Source organism: Curvibacter microcysteis (genome assembly GCF_028649455.1).
GTDB lineage: Bacteria > Pseudomonadota > Gammaproteobacteria > Burkholderiales > Burkholderiaceae_C > Curvibacter > Curvibacter microcysteis.
Genome location: NZ_JAQSIO010000004.1, coordinates 460,521 through 476,118, shown reverse-complemented (window position 1 = coordinate 476,118; position 15,598 = coordinate 460,521). Strand labels below are relative to the sequence as shown.

At 64.2% G+C, this 15,598-nt stretch carries 14 protein-coding genes; 11 read left to right on the top strand and 3 right to left on the bottom strand.

Annotation, left to right across the window (positions count from 1 at the left end):
* Window positions 1-88: 88 nt before the first annotated feature.
* From PSQ39_RS13690 to PSQ39_RS13680, 3 genes are all read left to right on the top strand, one after another.
* Entirely contained in the window at window positions 89-1,072 is a 984-nt protein-coding gene (locus PSQ39_RS13690) for an aromatic ring-hydroxylating dioxygenase subunit alpha (protein WP_273927368.1), read from the top strand.
* A gap of 88 nt (window positions 1,073-1,160) precedes the next feature.
* Entirely contained in the window at window positions 1,161-2,213 is a 1,053-nt protein-coding gene (locus PSQ39_RS13685; protein WP_273927367.1) for an adenosine deaminase, read from the top strand.
* Window positions 2,214-2,313: 100 nt separating this feature from the next.
* Window positions 2,314-3,438 carry a BMP family ABC transporter substrate-binding protein gene (locus PSQ39_RS13680; RefSeq protein WP_273927366.1) on the top strand — a complete coding sequence of 375 codons (1,125 nt, stop codon included), beginning with the start codon at window positions 2,314-2,316 and terminating at the stop codon, window positions 3,436-3,438.
* A 13-nt stretch (window positions 3,439-3,451) separates the two neighbouring features.
* On the opposite strand, the gene PSQ39_RS13675 is transcribed toward PSQ39_RS13680, so the two are convergent.
* A complete protein-coding gene (locus PSQ39_RS13675) occupies window positions 3,452-3,913 on the bottom strand; it encodes an Lrp/AsnC family transcriptional regulator (RefSeq protein ID WP_273927365.1) in 462 nt (153 codons plus the stop codon).
* 126 nt (window positions 3,914-4,039) lie between these two features.
* Between PSQ39_RS13675 and PSQ39_RS13670 the strand changes: the two genes are divergently transcribed.
* From PSQ39_RS13670 to PSQ39_RS13655, 4 genes are all read left to right on the top strand, one after another.
* Entirely contained in the window at window positions 4,040-5,593 is a 1,554-nt protein-coding gene (locus PSQ39_RS13670) for an aminotransferase class V-fold PLP-dependent enzyme (protein WP_273927364.1), read from the top strand.
* 135 nt (window positions 5,594-5,728) lie between these two features.
* Window positions 5,729-7,048, top strand: coding sequence for a guanine deaminase (gene guaD, locus PSQ39_RS13665; RefSeq protein ID WP_273927363.1), 1,320 nt, complete (start codon window positions 5,729-5,731; stop codon window positions 7,046-7,048).
* 167 nt (window positions 7,049-7,215) lie between these two features.
* Window positions 7,216-7,782, top strand: coding sequence for a dCTP deaminase (gene dcd / locus PSQ39_RS13660; protein WP_273927362.1), 567 nt, complete (start codon window positions 7,216-7,218; stop codon window positions 7,780-7,782).
* Window positions 7,783-7,800: 18 nt separating this feature from the next.
* Complete coding sequence (locus tag PSQ39_RS13655; protein WP_273927361.1) at window positions 7,801-8,190, top strand: cupin domain-containing protein; 390 nt, start codon at window positions 7,801-7,803, stop codon at window positions 8,188-8,190.
* Window positions 8,191-8,240: 50 nt separating this feature from the next.
* On the opposite strand, the gene PSQ39_RS13650 is transcribed toward PSQ39_RS13655, so the two are convergent.
* Window positions 8,241-9,143: a delta(1)-pyrroline-2-carboxylate reductase family protein gene (locus PSQ39_RS13650; RefSeq protein ID WP_273927360.1), complete on the bottom strand. Its 903-nt coding sequence runs from the start codon at window positions 9,141-9,143 to the stop codon at window positions 8,241-8,243.
* Window positions 9,144-9,754: 611 nt separating this feature from the next.
* Here PSQ39_RS13650 and ypfJ point away from each other — a divergent pair.
* Window positions 9,755-10,648 carry a KPN_02809 family neutral zinc metallopeptidase gene (gene ypfJ / locus PSQ39_RS13645; protein ID WP_273927359.1) on the top strand — a complete coding sequence of 298 codons (894 nt, stop codon included), beginning with the start codon at window positions 9,755-9,757 and terminating at the stop codon, window positions 10,646-10,648.
* Between the two features lie 160 nt (window positions 10,649-10,808).
* Window positions 10,809-12,278 carry a DEAD/DEAH box helicase gene (locus PSQ39_RS13640; RefSeq protein ID WP_273927358.1) on the top strand — a complete coding sequence of 490 codons (1,470 nt, stop codon included), beginning with the start codon at window positions 10,809-10,811 and terminating at the stop codon, window positions 12,276-12,278.
* A 66-nt stretch (window positions 12,279-12,344) separates the two neighbouring features.
* On the opposite strand, the gene PSQ39_RS13635 is transcribed toward PSQ39_RS13640, so the two are convergent.
* Complete coding sequence (locus PSQ39_RS13635) at window positions 12,345-13,181, bottom strand: symmetrical bis(5'-nucleosyl)-tetraphosphatase (RefSeq protein WP_273927357.1); 837 nt, start codon at window positions 13,179-13,181, stop codon at window positions 12,345-12,347.
* 24 nt (window positions 13,182-13,205) lie between these two features.
* Here PSQ39_RS13635 and PSQ39_RS13630 point away from each other — a divergent pair, with 24 nt between their 5' ends.
* Together PSQ39_RS13630 and PSQ39_RS13625 are read left to right on the top strand one after the other, a co-directional pair.
* Entirely contained in the window at window positions 13,206-14,504 is a 1,299-nt protein-coding gene (locus PSQ39_RS13630) for a hemolysin family protein (RefSeq protein WP_273927356.1), read from the top strand.
* A gap of 240 nt (window positions 14,505-14,744) precedes the next feature.
* Window positions 14,745-15,047, top strand: a complete 303-nt coding sequence (locus tag PSQ39_RS13625; RefSeq protein WP_273927355.1) for an H-NS histone family protein — start codon at window positions 14,745-14,747, stop codon at window positions 15,045-15,047.
* The last annotated feature ends 551 nt before the right edge of the window (window positions 15,048-15,598 follow it).

The window sequence follows — 15,598 nt, the reverse complement described above, 5'->3', positions numbered from 1 at the left end:
AAGAGCTGCCCCTTGGGGCAGCTCTTTTCACTTGGGGCGCCCCGCGACGCCGCGCTCTGAACTGGTCTGGACCTGCGAAAGAACCCTGTTGATGGAAGCAACCCTGTGGCATCCCGTGGCGCTGGCCTCGGCTGTGGGTGCGGCCCCTTTGGCCGTGACCTTGCTGGAGCACGCACTCGTGCTGTGGCGCGATGGCGCTGGCCCGGTGCAGGCCTGGGCCGACCGTTGCCCGCACCGGGGCGCGCGACTGTCCCTGGGGCGCGTGCAGGGTGGGCGACTGGAGTGCCCCTACCACGGCTGGCAGTTCGATCCCGGCGGCCGCTGTGCCGCAGTGCCGGCCTTGCCCGCCTTCCAGCCCCCGGCCTCGCACTGCGCCACGGCCTTTGCCTGCCGTGAGGCCCATGGCCTGGTCTGGGTGCGGCTGGACGCCAGCGCTGAAGACAGTGGCTTGCCCGCCTTCCCCGCTGAAGACGACCCCGAGTTGCGCAAGATGAACTGCGGCCCCTACGACGTGGCCACCAGTGCGCCGCGCATCGTGGAGAACTTTTTGGACATGGCGCATTTCTCTTTTGTGCACGAGGGGTGGCTGGGCCTGCGCGAGCACCCACAGATCGCGGACCCTGTGGTGCAGGACACGCCGCGCGGCCTGCGCGCCACGGGCTGCCAAGCCTGGCAGCCGCAGTCCAACCTGCACGCCACGGCCGCCTCCCTAGTCGAGTACAGCTACGAGGTGACCGCCCCGTACTGTGCCTTGCTGACCAAGGTGCCCGAGGCGGGCAGCACGGCGGTGGCCCACTGGCGGGAGTCGATCGGCCTGTACATCTGCCCGCTGACGCCCGAGACCAGCCGGGTGTGGTTCCGCCTTGCCGTGGCCGATTTCGAGTCACCCGACGAGAAACTGGCCGCCTTCCAGCACACCATCTTCACCCAGGACCAGCCGGTGCTGGAGTCGCAAAGCCCCAAGCGCCTGCCGCTGGACCCAAAGGCCGAGCGCCACGTGGTCTGTGACCGGGTCTCGGTCGCTTACCGGCGCGCGCTGGTGCGCCAGGGCGTGCGTTTTGGCGTGCTCTGACCCGCTGCCACAGCCTGGTGCCAAGGCGGGTCAAGCGCCTCAGCGCCAGGGCGCTGTGGTACAAAACTTCAAACTCTCGGAGCCTCTCATGTTCAAAATTCCCCACATTTCGCCGGCCCGTTTGCCCGAGCTGCTGCGCCGCATGCCCAAGGCCGAGCTGCACATCCACATCGAAGGCTCGCTGGAGCCCGAACTGATCTTCGCGCTGGCCCAGCGCAACGGCGTGAGCCTGCCCTACGCCGACGTGGAGTCGCTGCGCCAGGCCTATGCCTTCACCAACCTGCAGAGCTTTCTGGACATCTACTACGCGGGCGCCAGCGTGCTGATTCAGGAGCAAGATTTTTACGACATGGCCTGGGCTTACCTGCAGCGCGCCGCAGCCGACCATGTGGTCCATGCCGAGCTGTTCTTCGACCCGCAAACCCACACCGCGCGCGGCATCGCCATGGAGACGGTGGTGCGCGGCCTGCACCGTGCCTGCAGCGACGCCAAGGCTCAGTTGGGCGTCGACGCGACGCTGATCCTGTGCTTCCTGCGCCACCTCAGTGAAGAAGACGCTCTGGCGACCTTGGAGCAGGCGCTGCCGTTCCGTGATCTGTTCATCGGCGTGGGCCTGGATTCCAGCGAACTGGGCCACCCGCCCGAGAAATTCGCCCGGGTTTTTGCACGTTGCCGCGAACTCGGCCTGCACCTGGTCGCCCATGCAGGCGAAGAAGGCCCGCCGGCCTACATCTGGAGCGCGCTCGATGTGTTGAACGTGCAGCGCATCGACCATGGGGTGCAAGCCCTGAAGGACCCGGCCCTGGTGCAGCGATTGGCGCAAGACCGCATCCCGCTGACCGTGTGCCCGTTCTCTAACGTCAAGTTGTGTGTGTTCCCGGACCTGGCCAGCTCCAACCTGGCGCAGTTGCTGGACGCCGGCCTGGCGGTGACGATCAACTCCGACGACCCGGCCTACTTTGGGGGCTACCTCAACGACAACTTTGTGCAGACCTTTGCGGCCACAGGCCTCACGGCGCACCACGCTTACACGCTGGCGCGCAACAGCTTCGAGGCCAGCTTTGTCACCGAGGCCCAGCGCCACGACTGGGAGCACCAGCTCAAAGCGGTGTTCGAGAGCTTCTCTGAAAAGGACTTCTGACCTGGCTCAGGCCGGGCTGAGGCCCGGCCCTTAAAATACGCAGCGCGCACCGAGGCCCCACCGGTGCGCGTTTTTCTTTGGGGACATGTAGAGGAACACCATGTACAAAAACCTCGTGGCCGCGCCGGCCTGTGCGCTGGCGGCTGCTTGTTTTCTCTCGGCGCTGGCCGCTCTCCCGGCCTTGGCCCAAACCCCCACGACTCCGTTCACGGACAGTGAGCCCCTGAAGGCCGCGTTTGTCTATGTCGCGCCCATCACCGAAGCCGGTTGGGTGCGCCAGCACGAGTCGGGCCGTCAGGCGGTGCAGGCGTCGCTGGGCCAGCGGGTCAAAACCACCTATGTCGAGGATGTGCCCGAGGGCGCGGACGCCGAGCGCGTGATCCGCGACCTGGCGCAGCAAGGCCACCACATCATCTTCACGCCCAGCTTTGGCTACATGGAGCCCACGCTCAAGGTGGCGCGGGACTTTCCCAACGTGAAGTTCGAGTCCATCACCGGCTACAAGACGGCCGCCAACGTGGCCGTGGCCAATGCCCGCTATTTCGAGGGTCGCTACCTGGCGGGCATCGCAGCCGGGCGCATGACGCGCAGCCAGGTCGCGGGCTATGTGGCGGGCTTTCCCATTCCCGAGGTGTTGCAGGGCCTGAATGCTTTCACGCTGGGCCTGCGCTCGGTCAACCCGCAAGCCAGCGTCAAGGTGGTCTGGCTCAACGCCTGGTTCGATCCGCCGCGCGAGCGTGACGCGGCCATGACCCTGATGAACCAGGGCGCTGACGTGCTCGCCTTCCACACCGGCTCCACCGCGGTCATGGCGGCCGCGCAAGAGCGTGGCCAACTGGCGGTGGCCTACCACTCCGACATGCGCCGCGTGGCGCCCGACGCGCAGATTCTGGCTGTGACCCACCAGTGGGGCGAGTACGACACGCGCCGCGTCAAGGCGGTGCTGGAGGGGCGCTGGCAAAGTGGCTCGGTGTGGGGCGGGGTGCGCGAGGGCATGGTCCGCGTCGGCGACTTTGGTCCACGGGTGCCCAAGGCGGTGCAGGCGGAGGTGCTGGCGCGCCAGCAGGACCTGGCTGCCGGGCGCCTGCAGCCTTTCGCGGCGGGCGCCCAGCCGGTGCGGGACAACCAGGGCCGCACCGTGATCCCCGCGCACAGCCAGCTCAGCGACGCGCAAATCCTGCAAATCGACTGGTTGGTCGAGGGCGTGCAGGGTCGGTTGCGCTGAGCGGGCCGCCCCCTCAGTTCAGGGCACCCAAGGGCAGGGCGGTGGTACTTTTGATCTGCTCCATGGAGAAGGCCGAGGACACCCCCGACAGGGCGCCCACGCGGATCAGCTTTTTATAGAAGGCGTCATAGCCCTCCATGCTGTGCGTCACCACCTTGAGCAGGTAGTCCACATCGCCGCTCATGCGGTGGAACTCTTGCACCTCCGGCAGGGCAGTCACGGCCGCGGCGAACTGGGCCAGCCCGCGTTCTTCGTGCTGGGCCAGCCGAAGGCTGACGAACACGGTGATGGGCAGGCCCACTTTTTTGCGGTTCACGATGGCCACGCGGCGTTCGATCACGCCTTCGTCCTCCAGGCGCTTGACCCGCTTCCAGCAGGGCGTGGACGACAGGCCGACCCGCTCGGCCAGCTGTGCAATCGGCACTTGGCTGTCGCGCTGAAGTTCTTCCAAAATCTGAAGGTCGATGCGGTCCATGCTCAAATAAATTTGTAATGGAGAAAAATATTCTCTTTCAATGGATTTTAGGAGTGCATTAAGAAATTATTTTCATGGCGGGGCTTTTTAGACTGAAAGCGTCCTGACTTTGCTCCATTTCGCGCCATGAATGCCTCGGTTTTGCCCGCTTTGTATTTCGATTTCAACGCCACCAGCCCGGTGTTGCCCGAGGCGGCCGAGGCCGCGCTGCAGGCCATGCTCAGCGCCTATGGCAACCCCAGCAGCAGCCATGCCCGTGGTCGGGAAGCGCGTGCGGTGCTGGACACGGTGCGCCAACGAGCCCGCGAGGTGCTGGGGGCGCCGCAAGGCGATTTGATGTTTGTGAGTGGCGCCACTGAAGGCATCCAGACTGCCGTGCTGTCGGCTCTGTGCGCGTGGCGCCAGCGGCGGGCGCAAGGTCAGCCCATGGGGCGACTGCTGGTCTATGGCGCCACTGAGCACAAAGCGGTGCCGCAAAGCCTGGCCCACTGGAACCAAGTCTTGGGCTTGGGTCTGGAGCTGCGCGCGTTGCCGGTCGATGCCATGGGCCGGCATGACCTGGCCAGCCTGCGGGCCTGGCTGCCTGACACGGCCATGCTCTGCACCATGGCCGCCAACAACGAAACCGGTGTCGTCTCCGACCTGGATGGCATCGAGCAGGCTTTGATCGATGCCGGGAGCTCTGCGCTGTGGCTGGTGGACGGCGTGCAGGCCCTGGGCAAACTGGACTTGAAGCTGGCGCAGCGGCGCATCGACTACGCGCCCTTTTCCGGGCACAAGCTGCACGCCCCCAAGGGCATTGGCCTGCTGTATGTGCGCACGGGCGCCCCTTACACGCCCTTGATGGCGGGCGGTGGGCAAGAGGGCGGTCTGCGCTCCGGCACTGAAAACATGCCTGGCATCGCGGCCCTGGGCGCGGTGCTGCAGGCCCTGCAGCGCGGAGACACCTTCTGCAGCCTCAGCACTTTGCAGGCCTACCGCGCGCAAATCTGCGCTTGTTTGCAGGCCTGTTTCCCAGGCGTCGTGTTCAATGCCCCGCTGGCGCACAGCCTGCCGACCACGCTCAACTTCTCCGTGCCTGGCCCGGCGTGTGCGGCGCTCACGGCTTGGCTGGACGCCGCCGACCTGCAGGTCAGCGCCGGCAGTGCCTGCTCAACTGCCCAGGCCCAGCCCAGCTTTGTCTTGCAAGCCATGGGCTGTGACGAGGGCCTGGCCCGCGCGGCCGTTCGCTTGTCCTTGAGCCTGTGTACCCGGGCGGAGCAGGTGGACGCCTTGTGTGAGCGCCTGCGCCATTGCGCCCAGCAACTGGCCGAGGCCCAGAGCGCCGCCCTGTCGGGCCACGCGCTGGCGGCGTTCAGTGCCCGGCACCCGCAGGCCTGTTGGGTGGATGTGCGCAGTGCGCAGGAGCATGCCGCCTGCACCCAGTTGGCGCAGTGGGATCGCCCCATCCTGTCTTGGCCTTTGGCCGACCTGATGCAAGACCGGGCCGCCCCGGTGGGGCTGGCACCTGATCAGCCTTGGCTGCTGCTGTGCCAAAGCGGTCAGCGCAGCGCCCAAGCCTGGCAGGCCCTGCGACAGCGCGGCCAACGGGCGGTGTGGCAGCTCGCTGGCGGTGTGCAGGCGCAGCCACTGGCCCGGCCTGTCCTGCGTGACGAGGTCGAACCGGCGCTGGTCGGCTGAGCGTCGGGACCAGGGCGGTCAGGTCTGCGCCCAAGGCTTGGCACAGGCGCCGCAGGCCTTTATCCACCGGCGCGGATAGCGGGTATGGCGCGGCCCCTATTCAGCCGGGGAGGCGGCCGGGTAAGCTCCCAGCCCATGAAAGCTTACCGCGCCGCCATCCTCCGCTTTGCCGACGACCGAACCGCCCTCTACGAGGAGGACGGCCTGCTGGTCATTGGTCCCGATGCCCAGGGCCAGCCCGTGGTGCGGGCCGTGGGCCCCTACCGGGAGCTGGTCGATCGATTTCCGGGCCTGTCCATCACCCATTTCCCCGGCCGCATCCTGGCGCCCGGCTTTGTCGACCTGCACATCCATTGCCCGCAGACCGATGTGATCGGTTCGCCCGCCGAGGGCCTGTTGCCCTGGTTGGAGAACTACACCTTCCCGCACGAGTCGCGCTTTCATGATGGCGAGTACGCCACTGAGGTGGCCAGCTTCTTCCTTGACGAGCTGCTGCGCCACGGTGTGACCACGGCGCTGGCCTTTGCCACTTCGCACCCCAGCTCGGTGGACGCCCTGTTCCAGCAGGCCCAGCAGCGTCGCTTGCGCTTCATCACGGGCAAGGTCTTGCAAGACCGCTTCTCGCCCGATGGCGTGCGCGACCAGACCGAGCAAAGCCTGATCGACACCGAGGCCCTGATCCAGCGCTGGCACGGCGTGGACCGCCTGGGCTATGCCATCACGCCGCGCTTTGCGCCCACCAGCACGCCCGAGCAACTGCGCGGGGCGGGTGAGCTGGCCGCGCGTTACCCGCAGGTGTGGGTGCAGTCCCATGTGGCCGAGAACCTGGCCGAGATCGCCTGGGCGCGCGAACTGTTTCCGCAGTCGCGCAGCTACCTGGCCACGTATGCGGACTTTGGCCTGATGCGCGATCGCTCGGTCTACGCCCACTGCATCCACTTTGACGACGATGACCGCGCCCTGATGCGCGAGACCGGTGCCGCGGCCGCCGTCAGTCCGACCAGCAACTTGTTCCTGGGCAGCGGTTTCTTTGACTACCAGGGCGCCGACCGCGTCGGTTACCGCTACGGCCTGGCCAGTGACGTGGGCGGCGGCACCTCCTTCAGCCCCTTTCACACCATGCTGGCCGCTTACTACGTGGGGCGCGAGGGGCAAACCAAGCCGGGTTTGTCTTTGAGCCCGCAGCACCTCTGGTGGCAGCACACGGCAGGTGCGGCTGCCGCACTGGGCCTGGCCGGCGAGCAAGGGGCGCCTTCTATTGGCAACCTGAACCCCGGCTGCGAGGCCGACTTTGTGCTGCTCAACCCCCAGGCCACGCCTTTGCTGGCGCGCAAGACCGCGCAGGCGCGCAACCTGGACGAGCTGCTGTTCTCGCTCATCGTGCTGGGCGACGATCGCGTCATTGAGCGCACGGCCGTCGCTGGCCAATGGTGGCCTGCCCAGGCGGCTGGCTGAGCGCCTGAGGGCCTGAATGGCTCGCTTTTCAATCGGATGGCCTGTCCTACAATGAAGCCCCTAGCCAGAGCGGTCAGGGCTCGGTCGGCGCCAGCGCTCGGCCCCAGGGGCCTGGTCAGCGGGCGGCGATCCGGCCCTCCCACGGATCGGCAACAGAGGTTTTCCCCATGAGCATCAAGAGCGACAAATGGATTCGGCGCATGGCCGAGCAGCACGGCATGATCGAGCCCTTCGAGCCCGGACAGATCCGTGAGCGCGACGGCCGCAAGCTCATCAGCTATGGCACCAGCAGCTACGGTTACGACATCCGCTGTGCGCCTGAATTCAAGGTGTTCACCAACATCCACAGCACCGTGGTCGACCCGAAGAACTTCGACGAGAAGAGCTTTGTGGATTTCGAAGGTGATTCCTGCATCATCCCGCCCAACAGCTTTGCGCTGGCCCGCACGGTGGAGTACTTCCGCATCCCGCGCAATGTGCTCACCATCTGCCTGGGCAAGAGCACCTATGCGCGCTGCGGCATCATCGTCAACGTGACCCCGTTCGAGCCCGAATGGGAAGGCTATGTGACGCTGGAGTTTTCCAACACCACGCCGCTGCCGGCCCGCATCTACGCCGGTGAAGGCTGCGCCCAGGTGCTGTTCTTTGAGAGCGACGAGGTTTGCGAGGTCAGCTACAAAGACCGCGGCGGCAAGTACCAGGGCCAGCATGGCGTGACCTTGCCGCGCGCCTGAGCCTGGGTGGACGCCGCCATGAGCGACACCTCGGCCCCCACCGGGCCGGCCACCACCTGGTTTGCCCCGCCTGGCCTGGGTGAGCCTGAATTGTCCTGGCCCAAGCCCGAGCGGCTGGAGCAGGGCTGTCCACTGCGCGAAACCTGGTCAGCGGTGGCTGCGCCCACTGGTGCGGCCAAGCAGTTGTCCAGCGGTCTGTGGCGCTGTGAACCCGGACGCTGGCGCATTGAATTTGGCGAAACCCAGCAAGAGGTGTTCACCGTGCTCAGTGGCCGTTGCCGCGTGCACGACGCCCACGGCGGGTTCCGTGAGGTGGGGCCGGGCGAGAGCCTGCACATCCCTGCGGGCTTCCGGGGCTCGTTTGAGGTGCTGGAAACAGTCACCAAGTCCTGGGTGATCCTGGACTGACGCCGGCTGCGCACCCGCCGTGACGGGCGGAGCGCTTTCACCCAGCCACTTCAGGCCGGGCAGGCCAGCCGGGCGGCCGCCAAGTCCCAGCCCGCCCAACCACAGCTTTTGAACAACACGGGCCCGCGCCGTGCCGCGCCGGCCTGCAGCACCTGGGCCAGTGTTGGCATCTGGTCCATGGGCAGGCCCGCCTGCAACAAGTCTCCGGCTTCATGCTGGGCGTCGGGGGTGTCCACCACCACGCGGCCTTCGCGCCACGCTTGTTGGCACAAAGCCGGCCCCAGTTCCCGCATGGCTGGGGTGAAGGCCCCCACGGCCGCCACAAAGTGATCTGGCCTCAGCGAGCCCTCCAACACCACCTGCTGTGCCGGTGTGGCCGTCACGACGAGCGGGCAGTGGTCCAGGGCCTGTTGCGGCCTGGCAGTCCAGCGGGCGTCCAGCCCCAGGTGTTGGGCGTGCTGCACCAAGGCCTGGGCACTGTCGGCACTGCGTGAGGCGATCCAGACTTCCTTCACCCCCAGCCCTTGTACAAAAGCGTCGAGGTGGGCACGGCCTTGTACCCCGGCGCCCACGATCAGCATCGGCCCGTCGGGCCGGGGCGCCAGCTTTTGCGCCGCCAACAAGGACACGGCGGCGGTGCGCCGAGCGGTCACCGTGGGCCCATCCAGCACGCGCAAGCGGCTGCCGGTGCGCAAGTCAAACACCAGCACATCGCCCTGGATGGTCGGGCGGGCACTGCCGGCATTGGCGGGCGTGAAAGTGATGACTTTGCTCATGCCGAGGCGGGTATCGTGGGCCGGCATGACAAACAGGCTGCCACCACCAGGCCAGGCCAGAACCTGTCGGGGGGGCACCCGAACTGAGGGGTCTTGCAACAGGGCCTCCAGCTCGCTCGCCAAGGGCAAAAACGGCAAGTAGTTGGCAGTCTTGGTCGACTCGAGAGGAGCGGTCATATCAATGGATTGATCGGCTTCTTGCATTGTCTGATTCGGTTATTTGCGGTGAGTTGAGCCCTGTGGCGTGTGTTGCACTCGGTTTTTGGTGACAGGTCGACGAGCCAGTGTCCTACAGCTCTGCAATACCTGTTTACATACGATCACGGGAGCCCATAAGGAGAGCTTTGCAATGAAGATGCCCGCAGGTGAAACACGCAGTTGGATCCAACTCTTGGATCCGTCCCTTTTGATCGCTATCGGCAGTGTCGTGGCCGTTCTTTTGACCATTGAGCTGCTCGGACGCGCCGGTTGGATCCAATCCCCCATGGCGTCGCTGGATCGTGGATCAGTGGCGCAATCGGCCGCCTGGGTGCAGCAACGCGAGCTGAGTCATCTATGCGACGGCCGTTCGATACCGCTGCCTGAGCCTTCCTGCACCCGTGCGCAGAGCGTCAGTGGGTTGCGTGGCTCTTTGCATGCTGAAGCCACGGCCATGCCCAGGCCCCAATGACCCTCATCTTGCAGACGATGGGCCTCAGTTGCCGAATTTTTCACACCTTTGATGTTCTTGTCATGACCGCTCGGGGGTAGCATCCGCGCTGCAGGCCTGTCTTGGGCCGGAGGGCGCTATGAAGTGGGAAGACCAAAGAAGTTCTGACAACGTGGAGGACCGGCGTGACTCGCCGGGGCAAGCCCCAGGTGGTGGCTTCTCTCTGGGCGGTGGTCGCTTGGGCCTGGGCACTGTGCTGGTGATTCTGGCCGTGGGTTGGTTCATGGGCATCAGCCCCTTGACCCTGCTGCAAATGCTGGGCGAGGGGGGCGGCAGCGTCAGCCCGGCACCCACTGAGGTCGCGGCACCTGCCCACGGCTCTGGTGCAGATGATCGTTTGGCCCGTTTTGTGTCTGTGGTCTTGGCCGACACCGAAGATGTGTGGAAAGACATTTTTGCCAGCTCGGGCGGCCAGTACCGGGATCCCCGCTTGGTGCTGTTCCGCGGCAGCACGCCCACGTCCTGTGGGCAAGGGCAGGCCGCCATGGGGCCTTTTTACTGCCCCGCTGACCAAAAGGTGTACATCGATCTTGGTTTCTATGAGGTGCTGAAGACCCGCTTGGGCGCGCCTGGGGACTTTGCCCAGGCCTATGTGATTGCCCATGAGGTGGGCCACCATGTTCAGCACCTGTTGGGGATCAGCCAAAAGTTGGACGATGCGCGGGGCCGGGTCAGCCAGGCCCAGTACAACGCTTTGAGCGTGCGCTTGGAGCTGCAGGCTGACTGTTTGGCGGGCGTCTGGGCCCACCATGCGGACCGAAGTCGCCACATTTTGGAGCAAGGTGATGTCGCTTCGGCCATGAACGCGGCGGCACACATCGGGGATGATGCCTTGCAAAAATCCGCCGGCCGAGCGGTGGTGCCTGAGAGTTTTACCCATGGCACGAGTGCCCAGCGGCAGCGATGGTTCGCCACCGGTCTGCAGCTTGGTACGGTGCGGGCCTGCGATACTTTCAACGCCCGCAATCTTTAAGGCCGCTCGCAGGGCGCCTGTCGTGGTCTTGGCGTGCACTTAATTTCATAGCATTCAGGTCGCGGCACAGACCTTGAACAGGCCTAATCTGGGCCCGCACCAGGGCCAGGAACAGACTCATTACCGGGTTTTCCCAGCCAGTGCGACAATAGCGGACTTCATGACGACATCTTTCTCTCATTTATCGCTGGCTGAGCCGCTGGCACGTGCCGTGGCCGAAATGGGCTACGAGTCCATGACCCCCATCCAGGCGCAAGCCATTCCGGTGGTGCTCACGGGCCAGGACGTGATGGGCGCCGCCCAGACCGGTACGGGCAAGACCGCCGCTTTTTCGCTGCCTTTGCTGCAGCGCCTGCTCAAGCACGAGAACAGTTCCACCTCGCCCGCCCGTCACCCGGTGCGCGCCTTGGTGTTGCTGCCCACGCGCGAATTGGCCGATCAGGTCGCCCAGCAAATCAAGCTTTACGCCAAGTACACCAACCTGCGCAGTGCCGTGGTGTTTGGTGGCATGGACATGAAACCTCAGACCGCTGAACTCAAGCGCGGTGTGGAGGTGCTCGTGGCCACCCCGGGGCGTTTGCTGGACCACATCGAAGCCAAGAACGCCGTGCTCAACCAGGTGGAGTACGTGGTGCTGGACGAGGCCGATCGCATGTTGGACATCGGGTTCTTGCCCGACCTGCAGCGCATCCTCAGTTACCTGCCCAAGCAGCGCACGACCCTGCTCTTCTCTGCGACCTTCTCGCCCGAGATCAAGCGTTTGGCAGGTAGCTACCTGCAAGACCCGGTCACGATCGAAGTGGCGCGCTCCAATGCCACGGCGTCGACGGTGGAGCAGCACTTCTACGGTGTCAACGACGACAACAAGCGCCATGCACTGCACCAAGTCCTGCGCCGTCACGGCATCAAGCAGGCCTTTGTGTTTGTCAACAGCAAGCTGGGTTGTGCGCGCTTGGCACGCGCCCTGGACAGCGATGGCCTGAAGACTGCCGCCTTGCACGGTGACAAGAGCCAGGACGAGCGCCTGAAAGCCCTGGATGCTTTCAAGAAGGGCGAAGTTGACCTGCTGGTGTGCACTGACGTGGCAGCGCGCGGTCTGGACATCAAGGATGTGCCAGCCGTGTTCAACATGGACATCCCGTTCAACGCCGAAGACTACGTGCACCGCATCGGCCGTACGGGCCGTGCCGGGGCTTCTGGTCTGGCGGTGAGCTTTGTTGGTGGCAACAACGATGCACGCCTGGTGGGCGAAATCGAAAAGCTGATCAACAAAAAGATCGAGGTTGAGGCGCTGGAGTTTGATGAAGACCGCCCCCGTGGCCGCATCAACGACGGTCGTCGCATGTACAACCGGGATGGTCACGATCCCCGCCAAGCTGCCGAGAACCAAGGCCGTGAACGTGAACGTGAACGTGAGCGCGATCGCCGCCCTCAGCAACGTGCCCATTCGGCCCCGCGCGACCCCTTCTTCGACCAGCCTTACCAGGCGCCGTCGCTGAGCCCTGAGGCCGCTCCCGCCTGGGAAGCCGCCGCCAAGGCAGCGCCCGCTGCCCGCGCGATCTCGTCGAACATCAAGCCCAAGCGCAAGGTGGCTGCCTTGTTCAAGGCAGCGCAGCCAGTGGTCTCCTGACCTGGCCGAGGTGCCTGCCAGGCTTCAAGCTGGCATGGGCACTTGGCTACCTAAAAGGGCGAGCCTTCAGCGCTTGCCTGGTTTTTGTGCCTGCGGGCACTTCACCTGAATCAGCTCCCGTTCGACGGGTGTGGCGCCCAGGCGCACGGCGCTCAGGCAGCCACCCCAGACACAGCCGGTGTCCAGTGACATCAGGTTGGGCCGGCTTTTCCAGCCCAGGGTTGACCAGTGGCCGAAGGCCATGGTCACCTCGGCAGTGCGTCGCCCGGGGACATCAAACCACGGCAGGTAGCCCTCTGGGCCTTCACCCTCACCTTCGGTGCTCGCAAACTCCATCTCACCTTGAGGGGTGCAGTAGCGCAGACGGGTCAAGGCGTTGACGATGACGCGCAAGCGGCTGGCACCTCGCAGGCCCTCGTTCCACGCATTGGGCAGGTTGCCATACATCTCCGCGAGGAAGTTGGGCAAATCTTTACTCTTTAGTACCCCCTCGACCTCGGCCGCCAAGTCCAGTACCTGTGCCGGCGTCCAAGCAGGCAGCACTCCGGCGTGCACCATCAAGACGCCACCGGCTTGGCGGGCCAGCGGCTGCTGGCGCACCCAGTCGATCAGGGCCGCGCGGTCTGGCGCTTTCAGCACCGATTCCAGTGTGTCTTTGCGTCCTGGGGGGCGCACGTCGTACGCGGCAGCCAGCAGGTGCAGGTCGTGGTTGCCCAGCAGGCTGCGGGCGGAGTCGCCCAAAGCCATCAGGCGACGCAGCACCCCCGCCGAATCAGGACCGCGGTTCACCAAATCACCCAGCAGGTAGACCGTATCGCGGCTGGGCGAGAAGTCCAGTCGGTCCAGCAGGTGGCCTAAGGCTTCATTGCAGCCCTGAATATCACCAATCAAGTACATTGCCATGGTGTTGATTTTCTACTGCCTTGCATGGACTTCCTGCTGATTGCCTTGCTCACACTGTTGAATGCGGTGTTTGCCATGTCCGAAATGTCCTTGGCTTCCAGCCGAAAGGCTCGCCTGACAGCGATGGCCGAGGCGGGCGACAAGGGGGCTCGCACCGCGCTGGCCTTGCTCGACAACCCCACCCAGTTTTTGTCTTCGGTGCAGGTAGGCATTACCTCCATCGGCATGCTCAATGGGATTTTGGGCGAAGCCGCTTTCAGCGACCGCCTCGCCGCCAGCTTGGTGCAACTGGGGCTGCCCTCTGCGGGCGCTGGTGTCACGGCCACGGCCGTGGTCGTGACGGTGATCACTTTCATCACCATTGTGTTTGGTGAGTTGGTGCCCAAGCGCATTGGGCAGCTTTACCCCGAGGTCGTGGCGCGTTGGGTGTCGCGGCCCATGTCCTGGGTGGCGGTGATCGCCAAGCCTTTTGTTCGACTGTTGTCCTTGAGTACCCAGGGCATTCTTCGTCTGTTGCGGGTGGACAACTCGGCAGCGCGTGCCGTCACCGAAGAGGAAATCGTCGCCAGCCTGGAAGAGGGCTTGGACGCAGGGGTGCTTGAAGAGCATGAACATCAAATGGTGCACAACGTGTTCCGCTTGGATGAGCGGCCACTCACTTCCATGATGTTGCCACGCACCGAAATCGAGTGGCTGGATGCCCAAGCCACAGTGGCCCAATGCCTGAGCCGTGCCAGTGCGGCAAGTGGGCATGTCAGCCATTCCTGGTACCCCGTTTGCCGGGGTTCATTGGATGAGGTGGTGGGCTTGATCAGTGTGGCGCGCCTGTTGGAGTTGGGCGCGGCGCATGAAGGCCCCATCGAACCCCATGCACAGACGGCGGCCTTTTTACCTGAAACCCTCAGTGGCATGGAGTTGTTGGAGCAGTTCCGGTCACGTGCTGCCCGCATGGTGTTGGTGGTGGATGAATATGGTGTGGTGCAGGGATTGATGACCCCGCGCGATGTGTTGGAGGCCATCACCGGTGAGTTGCAGCCCCATGTCCAGGCGGATGCTTGGGCGGTGCGGCGTGAGGGCGGCTCATGGTTACTCGACGGCCTGATGCCCGTGGATGAGCTGCGCGCCCGCTTGGATATTCGTGAATTGCCCGATGAAGATCGGGGCCGCTACAACACTTTGGCTGGGCTTTTGATGTCTGAGTCCGGGCATTTGCCTGTGACGGCCGAGCGCATTGAATGTGCCGGCTGGATATTCGAGGTCGTGGACCTCGATGGCAAACGCATTGACAAGGTCTTGGCTTGGCCAGCAAGCACCGCGCCTTGATTTTTGACAAGCGCTGTGCGGGGCGCCGAGCAGCGCAACGCTGCTTTTAACCCTCAAATTCATCTGTGGATGGAGGCTTGTCAGTCGATGGCGGGCCCTCAGGCCCAGCCAATCAACTCATAATCTGGACGCAAGACGGGCCTGATATTCCAGTGTTGGTGTAGGGAGATGGCGCTGACCTTGTTGGTATTCAAATATTTCTTATAATGGTGCTTTAAACATTATCTGATCGTTCAAATCATGAGCACCACCTACAAAGACCTCCTGAAGCAGCGTGAAGCGCTGGAACAGCAAATCCAAGAAGCGCGCAAGCGTGAAACCGCTGATGCCGTGGCCCAGGTTCGGACCTTGGTGGCTGATTTCGGTTTGACCGCAGAAGATATCTTCCAAGCCCCCCGCAGCCGCGCCGCTTCGTCGGCCAAGGGCGGTAAAGTGGCTGCCAAGTACCGCAATCCGGCCACCGGTGAAACCTGGACGGGCCGCGGTAAGGCTCCCAAATGGATTCAAGACCAAGACCGCAATCAATTCTTGATCGCTGCCTGATCTTTCATTGAACAACTCAGCGGACGGATGTTTTAGAACGTTGCAGTCCTTGACTAAGCCCTGCCAGACTTTGGTCTAGCAGGGTTTTTTTATGCGCGCTCTACCTGTCGCTTCGTGTTGGTGGCACTGCAATTCCGGTTGGCACGTACGCTGCCGTACGTCCCGAGTGAAAAGGAGTTGCAAAGGCCGAAACTTGTTTTCAGGACTTCCGCAGTTTGCAATAAATTGATAATTAAAAAACTATCGGTATCTATTTAATTGATTGACCGATGACTGACGGGGAAATCCAAGACCCCGCCGAGGATGCCCCTCGGTGAATTGCAACGTTCCCCGGGACAGCCGTCGCGGGGCAGGGGAGGGCGCGGCGTGGCGTTTGTACCTTCGCGGTCGAGCGCACCAGTGTCGAGACCCCCTGAGACCAGCAGGCGCCCCCATGCACCAGGTGCCACTGGTCTGCCGGCGCTGGAGCGGGCTGATGATCGGATGGCGTGCCGAGGTGGGTCGATCGGATGCGAAAGGCGTGGAACTCCGAAGTTGCTTGCGCGAATTTA

Excerpts from the sequence above, each read along its gene's own strand:
- ypfJ (WP_273927359.1), top strand. The coding sequence starts at position 9,755 with ATGAAGTGGGAAGACCAAAGAAGTTCTGACAACGTGGAGGACCGGCGT.
- PSQ39_RS13680 (WP_273927366.1), top strand. The coding sequence starts at position 2,314 with ATGTACAAAAACCTCGTGGCCGCGCCGGCCTGTGCGCTGGCGGCTGCT.
- PSQ39_RS13630 (WP_273927356.1), top strand. The coding sequence starts at position 13,206 with ATGGACTTCCTGCTGATTGCCTTGCTCACACTGTTGAATGCGGTGTTT.
- dcd (WP_273927362.1), top strand. The coding sequence starts at position 7,216 with ATGAGCATCAAGAGCGACAAATGGATTCGGCGCATGGCCGAGCAGCAC.
- guaD (WP_273927363.1), top strand. The coding sequence starts at position 5,729 with ATGAAAGCTTACCGCGCCGCCATCCTCCGCTTTGCCGACGACCGAACC.
- PSQ39_RS13625 (WP_273927355.1), top strand. The coding sequence starts at position 14,745 with ATGAGCACCACCTACAAAGACCTCCTGAAGCAGCGTGAAGCGCTGGAA.
- PSQ39_RS13635 (WP_273927357.1), bottom strand. The coding sequence starts at position 13,181 with ATGGCAATGTACTTGATTGGTGATATTCAGGGCTGCAATGAAGCCTTA.
- PSQ39_RS13650 (WP_273927360.1), bottom strand. The coding sequence starts at position 9,143 with ATGACCGCTCCTCTCGAGTCGACCAAGACTGCCAACTACTTGCCGTTT.
- PSQ39_RS13675 (WP_273927365.1), bottom strand. The coding sequence starts at position 3,913 with ATGGACCGCATCGACCTTCAGATTTTGGAAGAACTTCAGCGCGACAGC.
- PSQ39_RS13685 (WP_273927367.1), top strand. The coding sequence starts at position 1,161 with ATGTTCAAAATTCCCCACATTTCGCCGGCCCGTTTGCCCGAGCTGCTG.
- PSQ39_RS13640 (WP_273927358.1), top strand. The coding sequence starts at position 10,809 with ATGACGACATCTTTCTCTCATTTATCGCTGGCTGAGCCGCTGGCACGT.
- PSQ39_RS13670 (WP_273927364.1), top strand. The coding sequence starts at position 4,040 with ATGAATGCCTCGGTTTTGCCCGCTTTGTATTTCGATTTCAACGCCACC.
- PSQ39_RS13655 (WP_273927361.1), top strand. The coding sequence starts at position 7,801 with ATGAGCGACACCTCGGCCCCCACCGGGCCGGCCACCACCTGGTTTGCC.